At 60.6% G+C, this 16892-nt stretch carries 12 protein-coding genes; 7 read left to right on the top strand and 5 right to left on the bottom strand.

The features are described 5' to 3' along the window. Positions 1-134 precede the first annotated feature (134 nt). From DBP26_RS20515 to DBP26_RS20505, 3 genes are all read left to right on the top strand, one after another. Positions 135-2165: a TonB-dependent receptor gene (locus tag DBP26_RS20515; protein ID WP_108239351.1), complete on the top strand. Its 2031-nt coding sequence runs from the start codon at positions 135-137 to the stop codon at positions 2163-2165. A 368-nt stretch (positions 2166-2533) separates the two neighbouring features. Continuing rightward, positions 2534-3898 carry a carbohydrate porin gene (locus DBP26_RS20510; protein ID WP_108239350.1) on the top strand — a complete coding sequence of 455 codons (1365 nt, stop codon included), beginning with the start codon at positions 2534-2536 and terminating at the stop codon, positions 3896-3898. Positions 3899-4018: 120 nt separating this feature from the next. Further along, the gene (locus tag DBP26_RS20505) at positions 4019-6439 is read left to right on the top strand and encodes a glucose/quinate/shikimate family membrane-bound PQQ-dependent dehydrogenase (RefSeq protein WP_108239349.1); all 2421 of its coding nucleotides are present in this window, start codon (positions 4019-4021) and stop codon (positions 6437-6439) included. Between the two features lie 176 nt (positions 6440-6615). Here the strand turns inward: DBP26_RS20505 and DBP26_RS20500 are convergent, their stop codons facing one another. From DBP26_RS20500 to DBP26_RS20485, 4 genes are read right to left on the bottom strand one after another with little or no spacing between them, the layout of a single operon-like run. Beyond that, positions 6616-7047, bottom strand: coding sequence for a group 1 truncated hemoglobin (locus DBP26_RS20500; protein ID WP_256601911.1), 432 nt, complete (start codon positions 7045-7047; stop codon positions 6616-6618). Beyond that, positions 7047-7925: a DUF3034 family protein gene (locus DBP26_RS20495; RefSeq protein WP_108239348.1), complete on the bottom strand. Its 879-nt coding sequence runs from the start codon at positions 7923-7925 to the stop codon at positions 7047-7049. Before DBP26_RS20495 ends, DBP26_RS20500 begins: the two co-directional genes overlap by 1 nt. A 12-nt stretch (positions 7926-7937) precedes the next feature. Beyond that, a complete protein-coding gene (locus tag DBP26_RS20490) occupies positions 7938-10292 on the bottom strand; it encodes an EAL domain-containing protein (protein WP_108239347.1) in 2355 nt (784 codons plus the stop codon). Further along, positions 10289-10960, bottom strand: coding sequence for a methylamine utilization protein (locus tag DBP26_RS20485; protein WP_108239346.1), 672 nt, complete (start codon positions 10958-10960; stop codon positions 10289-10291). Before DBP26_RS20485 ends, DBP26_RS20490 begins: the two co-directional genes overlap by 4 nt. A 263-nt stretch (positions 10961-11223) precedes the next feature. Here DBP26_RS20485 and lon point away from each other — a divergent pair, with 263 nt between their 5' ends. The 4 genes from lon (at position 11224) to cmoB (ending at position 16035) form a co-directional block, all read left to right on the top strand. Then, positions 11224-13635 carry an endopeptidase La gene (gene lon, locus DBP26_RS20480; RefSeq protein ID WP_108239345.1) on the top strand — a complete coding sequence of 804 codons (2412 nt, stop codon included), beginning with the start codon at positions 11224-11226 and terminating at the stop codon, positions 13633-13635. Positions 13636-13816: 181 nt separating this feature from the next. After that, on the top strand, positions 13817-14209 hold the full coding sequence (locus DBP26_RS20475) for a protease inhibitor I42 family protein (RefSeq protein ID WP_108239344.1): 393 nt from the start codon (positions 13817-13819) through the stop codon (positions 14207-14209). Positions 14210-14335: 126 nt separating this feature from the next. Continuing rightward, positions 14336-15079 (top strand): carboxy-S-adenosyl-L-methionine synthase CmoA, encoded by a 744-nt coding sequence (gene cmoA / locus DBP26_RS20470; RefSeq protein WP_108239343.1) that lies wholly within the window; start codon positions 14336-14338, stop codon positions 15077-15079. Continuing rightward, entirely contained in the window at positions 15076-16035 is a 960-nt protein-coding gene (gene cmoB, locus DBP26_RS20465; RefSeq protein WP_108239342.1) for a tRNA 5-methoxyuridine(34)/uridine 5-oxyacetic acid(34) synthase CmoB, read from the top strand. Before cmoA ends, cmoB begins: the two co-directional genes overlap by 4 nt. A gap of 50 nt (positions 16036-16085) precedes the next feature. On the opposite strand, the gene pdxJ is transcribed toward cmoB, so the two are convergent. Further along, positions 16086-16829 (bottom strand): pyridoxine 5'-phosphate synthase, encoded by a 744-nt coding sequence (gene pdxJ / locus DBP26_RS20460; RefSeq protein ID WP_108239341.1) that lies wholly within the window; start codon positions 16827-16829, stop codon positions 16086-16088. Between the last annotated feature and the right edge of the window lie 63 nt (positions 16830-16892).

The following is a 16892-nucleotide window of genomic DNA, read 5'->3' as shown; positions in this document are numbered from 1 at the left end:
GCCTGCCGCACGCTGAATGATGGGCACAACGCAATGGCGCAAACCGATGGTTTCAAAGTGATTGCATTTTTAATGTTATGTTATAACACTAAAAGACCAATCATCTAAGCCACACCCTGCCAAGGAACTGCTGCATGTCCCGCCCTTCTACATCCCGACTCCGGCGCCTGACGCCTCTGACCGCCGCGTTGCTGGTCGCCTCCCCCGCCTATGCCATCGAACTGCAACAGCAGACCATCACGGCCAACCCGCTGGGCAGCGATCAAGTTGCTGCGCCCAGTACCGTGCTGACAGGCGACGATTTGACCCTGCAGCAGAAAGGCAGCCTGGGAGAAACCCTGAACAAGCAGCCGGGGGTGTCCTCGTCCTATTTCGGACCCGGCGCGAGTCGACCGATCATCCGTGGCCTGGACGGCGATCGCATCCGACTGTTGCGTAACGGCGTCGGCGCGCTGGATGCGTCATCGCTGTCCTACGATCACGCCGTGCCGCTGGACCCGGTCAACGTCGACCGCATTGAAATCGTTCGCGGTCCGGCAGCCCTGCTTTACGGCGGCAGTGCCATTGGCGGCGTGGTCAACACCTTTGACAACCGTATTCCTACCGAAGCGATCCAGGGCATTCAGGGCGCGGGGGAGTTGCGTTACGGCGGCGCGGACACCACGCGCAGTAGCGCCGGTCGACTCGAAGCGGGCAACGGCGCGTTCGCCTTGCACCTGGACGCGAACGCCCGTGAATTCAACGACCTGAAAATACCCGGTTACGCCCGCACCGCTGACGAGCGCGCCCGCAACCCCGACGGCGACGACAAGAAGCACCGCCTGGGCAACAGCGATGGCCGTCAGGACGGGGGCGCAATCGGTGGCTCCTACACGTGGGACGACGGTTACGCGGGGCTTTCCTACAGCAATTACGATTCGAACTACGGGTCCCCTGCCGAGCAGGATGTGCGCATTCGCATGAAGCAGGATCACTACGCATTCGCCTCGGAAATCCGCAACCTGTCGGGCCCTTTCACCTCAGTGAAGCTCGATGCCGGCTACACCGAGTACAAACACATGGAGATCGAAGACGGTGAAGTCGGCACGACCTTCAAGAACAAGGGCTACGAGGCCCGTGTCGAAGCACGGCATCAGCCAATCGGCCCGCTCAACGGCGTGATCGGGGCACAACTAAGCCGCAGTGAGTTTTCCGCCCTGGGCGAGGAGGCCTTCGTCCCGCATACCGACACTGATGCCGGTGCGCTGTTCATCCTCGAAGAACTGCAAGCCACGGACCGTTTGAAGTTCAGCTTGGGAGGCCGCCTGGAACACACCCGCGTGGACCCGAATGGCGACGGCAACGAACGATTCGCCAATGCGGATCGCTCAAACAGTTTTACGGCGGGCAGCCTGTCATCCGGCGCGGTGTACACGCTGACACCGATTTGGTCGCTGGCGGCTACCCTCGGTTACACAGAGCGCGCGCCGACGTTCTATGAGCTGTATGCCAATGGCGCTCACGTCGCCACCGGCACTTATGAAGTGGGGGATGCGGACCTTTCTAAAGAGAAAGCCGTCTCCAGCGACCTTGCACTGCGCTTCGACAACGGAACTCACAAAGGCAGCTTCGGGGTGTTCTATAGCCATTTCTCCAATTACATCGGGTTATTGGGCACGGGTCGCACGCTCAATGAAGACGGAGAAGAGGACCCTGACGGCATTCCCGAATACACCTACTCCGGCGTGCGTGCGCGCTTTGCAGGATTCGAGGCACAGGATCACTGGAAACTGGGTGAGAACCGATATGGGAAATTCGCGCTGGAACTGTCAGGTGATTACACCCGCGCGAAGAATCTGGACACGGGTGAAGCACTGCCTCGCATCGCACCGCTGCGTTTGAACACAGGCCTGCTTTGGGAGCTGAATGACTGGCAAGCCCGCATCGACGTGGAGCATGCCGCGTCCCAAGGTCGAGTACCAGACAACGAAACGGGCACCGACGGTTACACCACCCTCGGCGCCAGTGCGGGCTATACGTTCAAGCTCGGCGGTAGTCAGTGGCTGGCGTTCGTCAATGGCGAGAACCTGACCAACCAAACCGTCCGGTATGCCAGTTCGATCCTGCGTGACATTGCACCTGCCCAAGGACGCAGCGTCGAGGTCGGCTTACGCACAACGTTCTAGGTTCATCCGCCGCCCACCACAGGGCAGCCATCGTGTGGGAGTCGGCCACGCCCGGCTCTCACGCATAAGTTGCGCTCTCATCTGTACGTCATCCGTAACGTTTGCCCGCAGCTTCCACGCCTGCCCACCCCATCTGGATCCAATAAGCATTGAGGGACAGCGCTGTCTCAAAAAAATGGACTGTTGCGTCATCCGTAACTATTCATGTCGCAAAATCGACTTTTCTAAAAATCGTTAGGGCCCTATCATCGCGCCCGGCCGCAGGCTGAAACGTTTCATTCGCTAACGTGTCAAGCCGTTCTCTCGCGGCTTATCGACGCAGTGGCCAATCTGCGTTGTCTTCACACCCTCAGAAGAATCACACGTTCATGCACTCGAACTCGATACATCGCACCCTGCCGCGCTCCTTGAGTCCTCGCCATCTGTTTGTTCTTGCCACCCTGGCGTTGACGACCTGCGCCCACGCCGCCCCCGCGTTCGACACTGAATCGCCATGGATGCTGGGCGACTGGAATGGCAAGCGCACCGCGCTGTCGCAAGAGGGGTATGACTTCAAGCTCGAGACAGTCATCGAAGTCGGTTCGAATCTGCATGGCGGCTATAACCATGACAAAGCCACCCGTTACAGCGATCAATTCGCCCTCGGCGCACACCTGGATCTGCAGAAGATCCTTGGCTGGCACGACGCAGAGGTCCAACTGACGCTGACCAACCGCAACGGCGACAACATCAGCAACGACCGGGTATCTGACCCGCGCACTGGCACGATCTCGTCTTCCCAGGAAGTCTGGGGGCGAGGCAGTGTCACCCGGCTCACCGACCTGTGGTACCAGCAGAAATTCCTCGATCAGGCGCTGAGCATTAAAGTCGGCCGGTTCAACGAAGGGGAGGATTTCAACACGTTTCCGTGCGACTTCCAGAACCTCGCGTTTTGCGGCTCGCAGGTCGGCAACTGGGGTGGCGGCATCTGGTACAATTGGCCGATCAGCCAGTGGGCGATGCGTGTGAAATACCAGCTCACCCCCGCCCTGTTCGTGCAGGTCGGCGCCTTCGAACAGAATCCGTCGAACCTGGAAAACGGCAATCACTTCAAACTCAGCGGCAGCGGTACGCAAGGCGCCGTGCTGCCGGTCGAACTGGTATGGTCTCCGAGAATCAACGACCTGCCCGGCGAGTACCGCTTTGGGTATTACTACAGCAGCGCAGACAGCAGCGACGTCTACAAAGACAGCGATGGCCGTTACGCGGCACTGAGCGGTGAAGGTTACGCCTCATCGTCAAGCAAGCATGGCATGTGGCTGACCTTGCGCCAGCAGGTCACCCGCCAGGCCAGCGATGACAGCCGAGGCCTGAGCCTGTTCGCCAACGGCACAGTGCACGACAAGAAAACCAACATGATCGACAACTACGTTGCGCTGGGTGCGACCTACACCGGTCCGTTCGACGCTCGTCCGAAAGATGACCTTGGCCTGGCCATCGGCCGCCTTCACGTCAACCCCGCTTATCGCAAGAACATCCACCTGCAAAATCAGGTCAGTGGCGCCAGTGATTACAGCGACCCGGCCTACCTGCCCGTGCAGGACACCGAATACAACGCAGAGCTCTACTACGGGGTCCACGTGGCCAAGTGGCTCACCGTGCGTCCCAACCTGCAGTTCATCCGTCATCCCGGGGGCGTGAGCCAGGTGGACGATGCGCTGGTGGCGGGTCTCAAGGTCCAGTCCTCGTTCTGATCGCTCTGACGAACCTTTCTGTATTCCCTTTGAGGAACTAGCGTGAAGGCGATGGCTTCAAAGCCAGAACGCGACAAAGGGATTGGCGTCAACCACTAAATCGTTACGGAGTACGAAACTATGAGCACTGACGGTGCTTTCAGTAGGGGCCGCCGGTTACCGAGCCTGCTCGGACTGGTGATTCTTATCATGGGCCTGGCCTTGCTGGCCGGGGGTATCAAACTGCTGACACTGGGCGGGTCGCTGTATTACCTGCTCGCGGGTATCGGCTTCATTCTCACAGGTGCACTGCTGATCAAAGGCAGCCGCGCCGCGCTGGGTGTCTTTGCCATCGTGTTGTTCCTCAGCACGGTCTGGGCATTGTGGGAAGTCGGCCTGGACTGGTGGCAGTTGGTGCCACGCCTGTCGCTGTGGTTCGTACTCGGCGTCGTCATGTTGCTGCCTTGGTTCCGCCGACCGGTGCTGCGTGGCCAACCGGGCGGTCTGCCAACGGCTGCGCTGAGCATTGCCGTGGTGCTGGCTGGCCTCACCGCGATTGCCAGTCAGTTCACCAACCCTGGCGAGATCAAGGGCAAGCTGGATCGCGACGATGCAGGCGTGGCGTACGACCCGCAGCCAATGCCGGAAGGCGACTGGCAAGCTTATGGCCGTTCCGAGCATGGCAACCGCTACTCGCCACTGAAGCAGATCACCCCTGAAAACGTCGGAAAGCTTCAGGAAGCCTGGCGCATTCGCACCGGCGATTTGCCAACAGCCGAAGACCCGGTGGAGCTGACCAACGAAAACACCCCGCTAAAGGTCAACGGCATGATCTACGCCTGCACCCCACACAGCAAGGTGCTTGCGCTGGACCCTGACACGGGCAAGACGATCTGGTCCTACGACCCTCAGATCTCCAGGGAAGGTGCGAAGAATTTCACCGGTTGGGCACACATGACCTGCCGAGGTGTTTCGTACTATGACGAAGACGCCTACGCCAAATCCGATGTCGGCGCGCCGGCTGCTGCGTTGTCAGACGCCGGCCAGGCCGTGGCGACCGCTTGCCCTCGTCGCCTCTACCTGCCGACCGCCGATGCCCGTCTGATTGCATTGAACGCTGACACCGGCAAGGTGTGCGAAGATTTCGCCAACAAAGGTGCTGTCGACCTGCGTGCCAACATCGGTCCGTTTACGGCGGGCGGCTACTATTCGACCTCGCCCGCCGCGATCACTCGCAACCTGGTGATCATCGGTGGCCACGTCACCGATAACGAGTCGACCAATGAGCCGTCGGGCGTGATTCGTGCCTATGACGTGCATGATGGCAAGCTGGTGTGGAACTGGGATGCCAACAACCCTGATGCCACCGCGCCGATCGCCGCCGATCAGTTCTACTCGCGCAACGCCCCGAACATGTGGTCCCTGGCCAGCGTCGATGAGAAGCTGGGCTTGGTCTACCTGCCACTGGGCAACCAGATGCCTGACCAGTATGGCGGCGACCGTACCCCAGGCGCCGAGAAGTTCAGCGCCGGTCTGGTCGCGCTGGACGTCAACACCGGCAAGGTGCGCTGGAACTATCAGTTCACTCACCACGACCTGTGGGACATGGACGTGCCGAGCCAACCCACGCTGATCAATCTGAAGACCCCGGAAGGCGTCAAGCCAGCTGTGATTCAGCCGACCAAGCAGGGCAGCCTCTACGTGCTGGACCGCCGCGACGGCACGCCAATCGTACCGATCGACGAAGTCCCGGCACCGACGGGTGCTGCACAAGGCGACCACACCGCGCCGACTCAGGCCCGCTCGCGGCTGAACATGCTGCCACCTGAACTGACCGAGAAAGCCATGTGGGGCGCCACCGCATTCGACCAGATGCTGTGCCGCATTCAGTTCAAGGAACTGCGCTACGAAGGTCAGTACACGCCACCGTCCGAACAAGGGACCATCGTTTATCCGGGCAACGTGGGCGTGTTCAACTGGGGCGCCGTTTCGGTCGATCCGGTCCGCCAACTGATGTTCACCAGCCCGAACTACATGGCCTTCGTCTCCAAGCTGGTGCCGCGTGCCCAGGTCGAAGCAGGCAGCAAACGCGAGAGCGAAACCAGCGGCGTGCAGCCGAACACCGGCGCGCCTTATGCAGTGATCATGCACCCGTTGATGTCCCAGCTGGGCATGCCTTGCCAGGCCCCATCGTGGGGTAACGTGGCAGCGGTCGACCTGACCACCAACCAAGTCATCTGGAAGCACAAGAACGGTACCAGCCGTGACAACACCCCTGTGCCGATCGGTCTGCCAGTGGGCGTGCCCAGCATGGGCGGTTCGATGGTGACTGCTGGCGGTGTCGGCTTCCTGGCCGGCACGCTCGACCAGTACTTGCGCGCGTATGACGTGAAAACCGGTAAGGAACTGTTCGCCGGCCGTCTGCCTGCAGGTGGCCAGGCCACACCGATGACCTACACCGGTAAAGACGGCAAGCAGTATGTGGTGATCGTCGCCGGGGGCCACGGTTCGCTGGGCACCCGCATGGGCGACTACATCATCGCCTACAAGCTGCCGGACTGATTCGGTAGAGCGGTAAATGAAAAGGCGGCCATCGAGAGATGACCGCCTTTTTTGTGTTTGAACGATGAACCTTTGTAGGAGCGCGCTTGCCCGCGATTGCGGTGTGTCAATCCACTATTGAGTGCTGACACACCGCAATCGGGGGCAAGCGCGCTCCTTCAGTCGGTGTTGGGAGGTTATTTATCGATCACCTCCCCTCGCATCGGCGCCAGCCGCGCAATCAACCGGTTCTGAGTCGGGACCGGAATGTTCAATTCATCCATCGCGTCGATCAGATCCTCCACCAATGCGTTGAAATCACTGCGGGTCAGGTGCTGGCCCTTGTGGGACTCTGCCATGCTGTCGCCCGTGTAGGTACAGGGCCCACCCGTCTCTACGCAAAATTGCTCCACCAGCTTATCGCGCAGACGAACGATGTCGATTCTGCGGAAGTGCTCGACAATTCGGTCGTCCCGGGCCACGTGCAACAACATCCCTTCGACGACTTTCTGAATCCCGGCCCGCTCGCCCAAAGCGCGATACAGGCTGTCATCCTGTGGTGGCTGCTGCGCGCAGGCCGTCAGCAGCGCCAGGCTCAAGCACGTCATCCAACGCAACGGTCGCAGCATCAGAAGCTCCCCTGCACAGACAGATAGGTGCCGTTCTGGTTATCGAGCGTTGCGATTTCACCTAGGCGCGCGTAGGCCAGCACCACTGAGACATGTTTGTTGGGAAACCAACCGACAAAGGCGTCGGCCCAATCGCTTTCTCCGGCAAAGGACAGATTGTCCGGTTTTTCGCGGTATTCCACCCCAACCGCCCACCTGGGGTTGAACAGCAACGCCACGGAGCCTTCTTTCAGCACGCTGCGGGTGTCTCGACGATCGCCGCCAAAACCGAGCAAACCGGTCTCGTTGGCGCGGCTATAGCGCACGCCGCCGTTGACCACCACGTTGTAACCAAACGCGGCGCCCATGAACAAACGGCTGGCCGTGAGGTAACCCTCGACATCGGCATCGCGCTTGGCGCCCACCAAGTGGGGAATCAGAAAATCGTTTTGATGCTTGTACTCAAGCCCCGCCGACACCTGTGGCAATTGATCGTAGATCAGGTCGCCGAACAGGCGCAGCTTCACGCCGAAAATGTCCTGAGTGAGGTTGTCGTCCGGCAAGCTGAATTTGTGGACCAACGAGCCCAAGTCAAATCGCTGGTGAGCGTATGAAAATTCCACGCGGTTGCCGTAGGTGAACCCTGCACCGGCGACATCCAGCGTGTAGTCGGGAAGGTTGATGTGGGTGCCGAACAGGTTGGCGCTCCACTCGCCCTGCTCGTCGTACCCGCCCAGCACGGCCCACGGGATAATCCCGCCCCCGGCCGCACCTTCGATGCTGCTGGCGCCGCCGGTTGCAATCAGGCGCCCCTGATCGGCTTCGGCGAGCAGAGGCACTCCCCCCACCAGACTCGCCAACACCACAGGGCTTAATACCGCCGAGAGACTACGTGTCATAACTTCAACCAATCAATGAATCATCATGCCAGGGGACGTAGGGGACTGGGCGATCCAGGCTTCGAACGCGACCGCATTGAGCGGCCGACTGATCAAGTAACCCTGCGCGGTATCGCAATGCCAGCGCTCCAGCAGACGCAGGCTATGCTCGTACTCGACCCCTTCGGCCACCACTTTGAGCCCCAGGTTGTGGCTCATCTCGATGGTCGAGCGGACGATCACTGCGTCTTCACTGGTTTCATCCAGGTTGCGCACGAACGACTGATCGATCTTCAACTCCTGCACCGGCAGCCGCTTGAGGTGAGCCAACGACGAGTAACCGGTACCGAAATCGTCCACGGACAAGCTGATACCGCACTCACGCAGCCGATTGAGTACCCGCAACGCGTGCTCGGGTTCGCGCATCACCGCGCTTTCGGTGATTTCGAAGATCAACTGCTCGGCGGGCACTCGGTACAGCTTGAGCAGATCGGACACGCGGTCCGCCAGATCGCCATCGAGCAGATCGTCAGCCGAGATGTTCACCGACAGTTGCACCCGCAGACCGCGACGATTCCACTCGGCCAACTGGCGCATGGCCTCCTCGATCACCCAGTTGGTCAGCAACTGAATACTGCCGGTGCGCTCGGCCAGCACGATGAACTCCGCAGGGGACACACTGCCGAACTGCGGGTGTTGCCAGCGCAGCAGCGCTTCGGCCTGCCGTGCCCGACGGTTGCGAATGTCCAGCTTGGGCTGGTAATGCAGCATCAGTTCGCCATTACGGGCGGCATGGCGCAGGTCGCGGATGAGCCGAATCTGTCGCTGGTGCGCCACGTCGCGACCGTCCTCGTACACCTGCAAACGCCCAGGCAACTGCGTGGCATCCTGACGGGCGATGGACGCGCGGCTGAGCAGCTCGGAAGGTGAATCGCCATGGACGGGATAGGCAGCGATCCCGATGCAGGCGTCCAATGAAATGTCGTGATCCGCAATGTGCTGCGGCTTGAGCAACAGCCGTTGCAAGCGGTCTGCCACTGCCACCGCGCTGTCGATCTCGGCGTTGTGCACCAACAACAGAAACTCATTGCCGGACAACCGCGCCACGGTGTCGCCCGGGCGCAGGGGCAACTGCAACTGTTCACCCATGACCTGCAACAGCTCCTCGACACCTTCCGGGCCAATGCTGTCGTTTATCGCGCGGAAGTTATCGATGCCCAGATACAACAGGGCAACACGCCGTCGAGACGAGATGGCGCTGCCCAGACGCTCCATGACCAACGCGCGGTTGGGCAGGCCTGTTAGCCCGTCGTGCAGCGCGTTATGGGCCAACTGCTTCTCACGTTCGGCGATGCCGGCCTGCATATGGTTGATGGCCCCTGCCAACAGCCCCAATTCATCGCTGCGCTCGAGGGTCACCGGCGTGCTGTAATCCCCTTCGCCGATCCGCTCGGCCGCCTGCGCCAGCGTTCTGACCGGCCCGGAAACGCTACGCGCCAACAACAGGGTGCCAATCAGCGACGCGAAGAGAGCGATCGCCGTGATCCAAAGCAGCTTCTCATCCAGCGGTGCGAACGCCTGCATGGCTTGATCCAGCGGGCACTGAAGCAGCGCGACGACCTGATCGCCATTGCTGTCACCCGTATTCCCCAGGCTCAGGCGCGTACTCAAGAAGCGATGCTTGCCATGCTCGGTCATCTGCATCTGATTACTGGCCGGGCTCATCATCAGCGCCTGCAAGCTGTCATTGAGGTCTTGCGGTTGCGTGGTGATGATCTCCCCCGGCCGGTGATCGACCATCGAGAGAAACGAAACCTGCAAGCCACTGAGCGAACGCAGTTCCTGGGCGAGGTCGTCGTCCATGCTGAACCCCATCACCACCCGCGCCATGGGCAAGGGTGCCGACACCGTACTTTCTACCAACAAGTGCGGCTTGCCCTGCAAAGGGACGATGAGCATCGACTGGTTATGCGACTTCAAATCGCGCAGGGCCTGGAAATAGGGGAACGGCGAGCCTTCGGGAATCTGCTCCAGCGTGCTGGACAGCACTTTACCGTCCATGCCCAACAGGAACATGTCGTTGGCATTGATGCGCGCCCCATGGTTGAGCAGGACCGAGCGGATCGTGGCCGAATCAGCCGATGCGACCGCGTCACGGAAGCCGAAATCACTGGACAGCAACTGCACCGCATCGCGCAATCGTTTACCGCGCATTTCCAGCAGGCCTTCGAATACCCGAGTGCCCACTTCCAGTTGGGCTTGCGCCTGCTTACGCACGGCGTCCTGGGTCGCGGCCTTGACGGCGAGAACCACCGCGCCGACCACGATCAACAGCAGCAGAATCAGAACGCCCGCGATACGCGCCTGAAAGCTGATCTGACGTCTCATTCGTGCGCCGCTTTGTGAAATGCGTCGCCGAACGCGCTGGGTGCTGGCTCAGCGGGCATGTCGTCAGGCTTGGGCTGCACAGCGACCGTGAACCGCTGACGAAGCCCCCCGGGAGGAATGTCGAAATCCCCGGCTGATACGGGCTGCATGTCGGGGGCCTGGGGGTGCCAGAGCGTCGCTTTGTAGTGGCCTGGCGGCAGTTGCGAGAGGGTCAATGTGCCTCGGTCGCTGCTCACACCGAACCATGGATCGTCTGTCACATACACGTAACCGAGCATCCAGTCATGGATGTTGCAACCCAGCACGACCACACCCGGCTTGTCGAAGAGCACCGGGTCAGAGGGTGTGCCGCCATACAGCCGCAATTCGAAGCGTTTGGCTGGCGAGAAGGAGTACACCTGATGGCGGATGTTGTCGCTGTTGGGGAAACTGATTTGCGTGCCCGTGCGCACGGCGAGCACGTGGGGCGCAAAGCGCTGATCGCGCTGGTCCATGTCGGCTTTGGGAGCAAGGTCGGCTTTGCCGGAGGGGCCTTGCAGCGTCAACACCGCATCACGCAAGGATTTGCCTTGAGGGTCGAAGAATTCGGCCGTCAATGAAGCCGCGCTGGCAGCGGAACCAAAAAGAACGGTTGCGGCTACCCACAACAAGGAAACGACAGGGTTCATACAAGCATCCAGTACGGCATGGTCAGTAAAAGCGTAGCGCCAGCCCTGGCATGTTGATGAAACATCTCGCGATGAAACGGCTCCGACGGAACAACGCTCCGACAAAAGCAGGCATAACGCCATCACACTATGATAGCCGATGAGAAGCACGATCGATCTATATATCTCTATCGGCTTCCCTCTTGAAGGCTATCGACCGTTGCTATTGAAACCTGAGTGCGCCTGCCCCATCTAAGCCTCAACTCCATTGATGCAGGTGCCCCATGAGCGACCAGCAAACAGATTCCGCGCACGGTGACTTCGACCATGAGCACGAAGTCATCGGTGCCGACCGTAAAAGCCTGGCGCTGCCGGGTCAGAATCTCCCGGATCAGGTCTACATCATCCCGATTCACAATCGTCCATTCTTTCCGGCCCAAGTCCTCCCCGTCATCGTCAATGAGGAACCCTGGGCCGAAACGCTCGAGTTGGTGAGTAAATCCGAACACCACTCCCTGGCGCTGTTTTTCATGGACACGCCCCCGGAAGACCCGCGGCATTTCGACACCAAGGCATTGCCCGAGTACGGCACGCTGGTGAAGGTGCACCATGCCAGCCGCGAAGGCGGCAAGTTGCAGTTCGTCGCCCAAGGCCTGAGCCGAGTGCGTATCAAAACCTGGCTCAAGCATCATCGTCCGCCTTTCCTGGTGGAAGTCGAGTATCCGCATCAGCCCAACGAGCCGACCGACGAAGTCAAGGCGTATGGCATGGCATTGATCAATGCGATCAAGGAACTGCTGCCGCTCAATCCGCTGTACAGCGAAGAACTGAAGAACTACCTCAATCGCTTCAGCCCGAACGACCCGTCCCCCCTGACCGACTTCGCGGCGGCCCTGACGTCGGCGACCGGTATTGAATTGCAGGAAGTGCTGGATTGCGTGCCCGTGCTCAAACGCATGGAAAAGGTTCTGCCGATGCTGCGCAAGGAAGTCGAAGTTGCGCGGCTGCAGAAGGAAATCTCGGCCGAAGTGAACCGTAAGATCGGCGAGCACCAGCGCGAATTTTTTCTCAAGGAGCAGCTCAAGGTCATTCAGCAGGAGCTCGGGCTGACCAAGGATGATCGCAGCGCAGACATCGAACAGTTCGAAGAGCGCCTGGTGGGCAAGACCCTGCCCCCGCAGGCGCGCAAGCGAATCGACGAGGAAATCAACAAGCTCTCGGTGCTGGAAACCGGCTCGCCGGAATATGCCGTCACCCGCAATTACCTGGACTGGGCCAGCTCAGTGCCGTGGGGTGTCTACGGCGAAGACAAGCTGGACCTGAAGCACGCGCGCAAGGTGCTCGATCAGCACCATGCAGGCCTCGATGACATCAAGAGCCGCATACTCGAATTTCTCGCGGTGGGCGCCTACAAGGGTGAAATCGCAGGTTCCATCGTCTTGCTGGTCGGCCCGCCAGGGGTGGGGAAGACCAGTGTGGGCAAGTCGATCGCCGAATCCCTGGGGCGCCCCTTCTACCGCTTCAGTGTCGGCGGCATGCGCGACGAAGCGGAAATCAAGGGTCATCGTCGCACCTACATCGGCGCCCAGCCGGGCAAATTGGTGCAGGCGCTCAAGGACATGGAGGTGATGAACCCGGTCATCATGCTCGACGAGATCGACAAGATGGGCCAGAGCTACCAGGGCGATCCGGCCTCGGCGCTGCTGGAAACGCTGGATCCGGAACAGAACGTCGAGTTTCTCGACCACTACCTGGACCTGCGTCTGGACTTGTCGAAAGTGTTGTTCGTCTGTACCGCCAACACCCTGGACTCGATCCCCGGCCCGCTGTTGGACCGGATGGAAGTGATTCGCCTGTCTGGCTATATCACCGAGGAAAAGCTGGCCATTGCCAAGCGTCACCTTTGGCCGAAACAACTGGCCAAGGCCGGTGTGGCGAAAACCAGCCTGACCATCAGCGACAGCGCGCTGCGCGCCGTGATCGAAGGCTACGCACGCGAGTCGGGCGTACGCCAGTTGGAGAAGCAACTGGGCAAACTGGTGCGCAAGGCCGTGGTCAAGCTGCTTGATAACCCTGACACCGTGGTGAAAATCGGCCCCAAAGACCTCGAAGCCTCGCTGGGGATGCCGGTCTTCCGCAGTGAACAAGTGCTCTCCGGTGTCGGCGTCATCACTGGCCTGGCGTGGACCAGCATGGGCGGCGCCACGCTGCCCATCGAAGCGACACGCATCCACACCCACAACCGCGGTTTCAAACTCACCGGCCAGTTGGGCGACGTGATGAAGGAATCTGCCGAAATCGCCTACAGCTACATCAGTTCGAACCTGGCGAAATTCGGCGGCGACAAGGGCTTTTTCGACGAAGCCTTCGTTCACCTGCATGTGCCGGAAGGCGCTACGCCGAAGGACGGCCCGAGCGCGGGCGTGACCATGGCCAGTGCCCTGCTCTCGCTGGCCCGCAATCAGGCACCGAAAAAAGGCGTGGCGATGACCGGCGAGCTCACCCTCACCGGCCACGTGCTCCCTATCGGCGGGGTACGCGAAAAGGTCATTGCGGCGCGGCGGCAGAAAATCTACGAGTTGATCCTGCCGGAAGCCAACCGCGGCAACTTCGAAGAGCTGCCGGATTACCTGAAAGAAGGCCTCACCGTGCATTTCGCCAAACGTTTCTCCGACGTGTCGAAGGTGTTGTTCTAATTCCCCACGCTCTTCCGGTTGAGGCAGTGATCGTGCCCACGCTCTGCGTGGGCATGCATCCTGTGACGCTCTGCGTCACGAGGACGCGGAGCGTCCTTAGCGGCGTTACCACGCAGAGCGTGGGAACGATCAACAATCTTCGGTTATGCTCGGACTCAAACCGCCTACGACCGGAGCCTTCATGACCGCCGCCCGTCTGCTAGTCCCTCTGAGCATGGCCCTGCTGGCCGCCTGCGCTCAACAACCGAAACAGATCGTTTCCCTTGAAGATCAGAACGACTGCCCGATCACCCTCAAGACCGGTCAGACCCTCATGCTCATGCTGCCGAGCAACCCCACCACCGGGCACCGCTGGCTCATGCAGAACCCTGCGCCGTCGATCCTCAATGCGCTCGGCCCGGAGGTGTTCAACACGCCGGAAGATGTCGGCATGGTGGGGACCTCGGGTCAGTCGGTGTGGCGCTACAGGGCCGCCAACCCGGGCACTGGGCACCTGATGATGGTTTACCAGCAGCCCTGGGCGCCAGAGGTTCGCCCGGAGCGCACTTTCGACTGCCAAATCACGGTGAAATAAGGTCATTTTCGTTTCCTTGGCACCCGGTGCTGATCCAATGCGCGATGCTGCGATGAGATGAGGTTTCAGCATCCCGGCACATTTGTCTAAAATGCCGCACTTTTCGCCTCATCCATCGGAACCACCGTGAGCCAAGAACCCGACCGCCTATTCGCCCAGCCACTGGCCCAGGTGCCCGACTTCGCCTTCAATGAAGACGTGGTGCGGGTGTTCCCGGACATGATCAAGCGCTCGGTGCCGGGCTACCCGACCATTGTCGAGAACCTTGGGGTCCTCGCAACGCAGTTCGCTCAGCCCCACAGCGTGCTGTATGACTTGGGCAGCTCTCTGGGTGCCGTTACCCAAGCGCTGCGTCGCCATGTGCGCACCGACGACTGTCGGGTGATCGCCGTCGATAACTCTGCCGCGATGGTCGAACGCTGCCGCGAGTACCTCAATGCGCAGAACTCGATGCACCAAGAGTTGCTCCCGGTAGAAGTTATCGAGAGCGATATCCTCGCACTGGACTTCAAGCCCGCTTCGGTCGTGGCATTGAATTTCACGCTGCAATTCATCGCACCGGAACAGCGCCTGGAACTGCTGACCAGGATCCGCCAGTGCTTGCTACCCGGTGGTGCTTTGATCCTGTCCGAAAAACTTCGCTTCGAGGACGATGACCAGCAGGTGCTGCTGACTGACTTGCATGTGGCGTTCAAACGCGCCAACGGCTACAGCGAGTTGGAAATCGCGCAGAAACGCAGCGCCATCGAGAACGTGATGAAACCCGACAGCCTCGAACAACATCGCGAGCGGTTGCTGGCCGCAGGTTTCTCCAGCGTCGTCCCCTGGTTCCAATGTCTTAATTTTGCCTCTCTGATTGCCCTGCCATGATCGATCTTTCCCCACTCGTCCGCCGCCTGGCGGGCACCCCGCTGTACACCTGGGCCCAAGGTCTGCAGGCGCAGCTCGACGCGAAGATGGAAAAAGGCCACGGTGATCTGGAGCGCTGGCAAGGCGCGTTGAATGCTTTGCCTGACCTGGCGGCCACGCGTGTCGACCTCAAGGACCGTTTCTTACTCGATGCCGATTGCGACGACGCCACTCGCGATCGCACCCGCGCGGCGTTGATGGGCCTGTCTCCTTGGCGCAAAGGCCCGTTCGACGTGTTTGGCGTGCATGTCGACACCGAGTGGCGCTCGGACTGGAAATGGTCGCGGGTCGCGCCTCACCTGGATCTGCTAGGCAAGCGTGTCCTGGATGTGGGCTGCGGCAACGGCTACTACCAGTGGCGCATGCTGGGTGCCGGGGCAGACAGCGTGATCGGCGTGGACCCCAATTGGTTATTCTTCTGCCAGTTCCAGGCCATGCAGCGCTACCTGCCCGACCTGCCCGCCTGGCACCTGCCGTTCGCACTGGAAGACTTGCCTTCCCGACTGGAAGGCTTCGACACCGTTTTCTCGATGGGCGTGCTCTATCACCGAAAATCCCCCATCGACCATCTTCTGGCGCTGAAGGACTGCCTGGTCAAAGGGGGAGAACTGGTGTTGGAAACCATGGTGATCGAAGGTGACGTGCATCAGGTGCTGGTGCCGGAAGACCGTTATTCGCAAATGCGCAACGTGTGGTTCCTGCCCTCGGTGCCCGCACTGGAACTGTGGCTGCGCCGCGCAGGTTTCGTGGACGTGCGTTGCGTGGACGTGAGCACCACCACGGTCCAGGAGCAGCGCAGTACCGAATGGATGAAATACCAATCGTTGAGCGACTTCCTCGATCCGGAGGATCACAGCAAGACCGTCGAAGGCCTGCCCGCGCCTCGCCGCGCGGTCATCGTTGCACGCAAGCCGTGATCCCGCCTTCCGATCACGGTCGCCCTTACGCTTAGGAAAGCCTCGCGGCGTTACCCCTTGGCCGCCGCGACGATCAATGCCTTCATCTCGGACACTGCCGCCTTGAAACCCACGAACAACGCGTGGGCTACCAGTGCATGGCCGATGTTGAGCTCGTTGACGCCTTTTATCGCCGCCACCGCTTCGACATTGTGGTAATGCAGCCCATGCCCTGCATTCACGATCAGCCCTCGCTGCAGGCCAAAAGCGACACCGTCGGCAATCCGCTTCAACTCTTCGGCCACCTCAGTCGGAGTATGCGCATCGGCGTATCGCCCGGTGTGCAGTTCGATCGCCGGCGCGCCGACACGGGCCGAGGCTTCGATCTGACGCTCATCAGCGTCGATGAACAGGGAAACTTCACTGCCGATCGCCGACAGACGCTCTACCGCCGCCTTGATCCGCGCTTCCTGACCGGCGACATCCAGACCGCCCTCAGTGGTCAGTTCCTGGCGAGTCTCGGGGACCAGGCAAATATGAGCCGGCCGAATGCGTTCGGCGAACGCCATCATTTCTTCCGTGACGCCCATTTCGAAATTCATGCGCGTCTGGAGCACGTCCTTGAGCAGCAGGACATCGCGCTCCTGGATGTGCCGACGATCTTCGCGCAAGTGGACGGTAATGCCATCGGCGCCCGCTTCCTCGGCGTCCAGTGCCGCTTTCACCGGGTCAGGATAGCGAGTGCCGCGCGCCTGGCGCAGGGTCGCCACATGGTCGATGTTAACGCCGAGCAGAATGCGGGTACTGTGAGTCACTTTGATCTCCTGAAAGCAACGTCCAAGCAGGCGTCGACCGCTTGCTGCAGACTGAAAGTTCGT

Source organism: Pseudomonas sp. RIT409 (assembly GCF_003052515.2).
GTDB lineage: Bacteria > Pseudomonadota > Gammaproteobacteria > Pseudomonadales > Pseudomonadaceae > Aquipseudomonas.
This window is presented reverse-complemented; position numbering and strand designations above follow the sequence as displayed.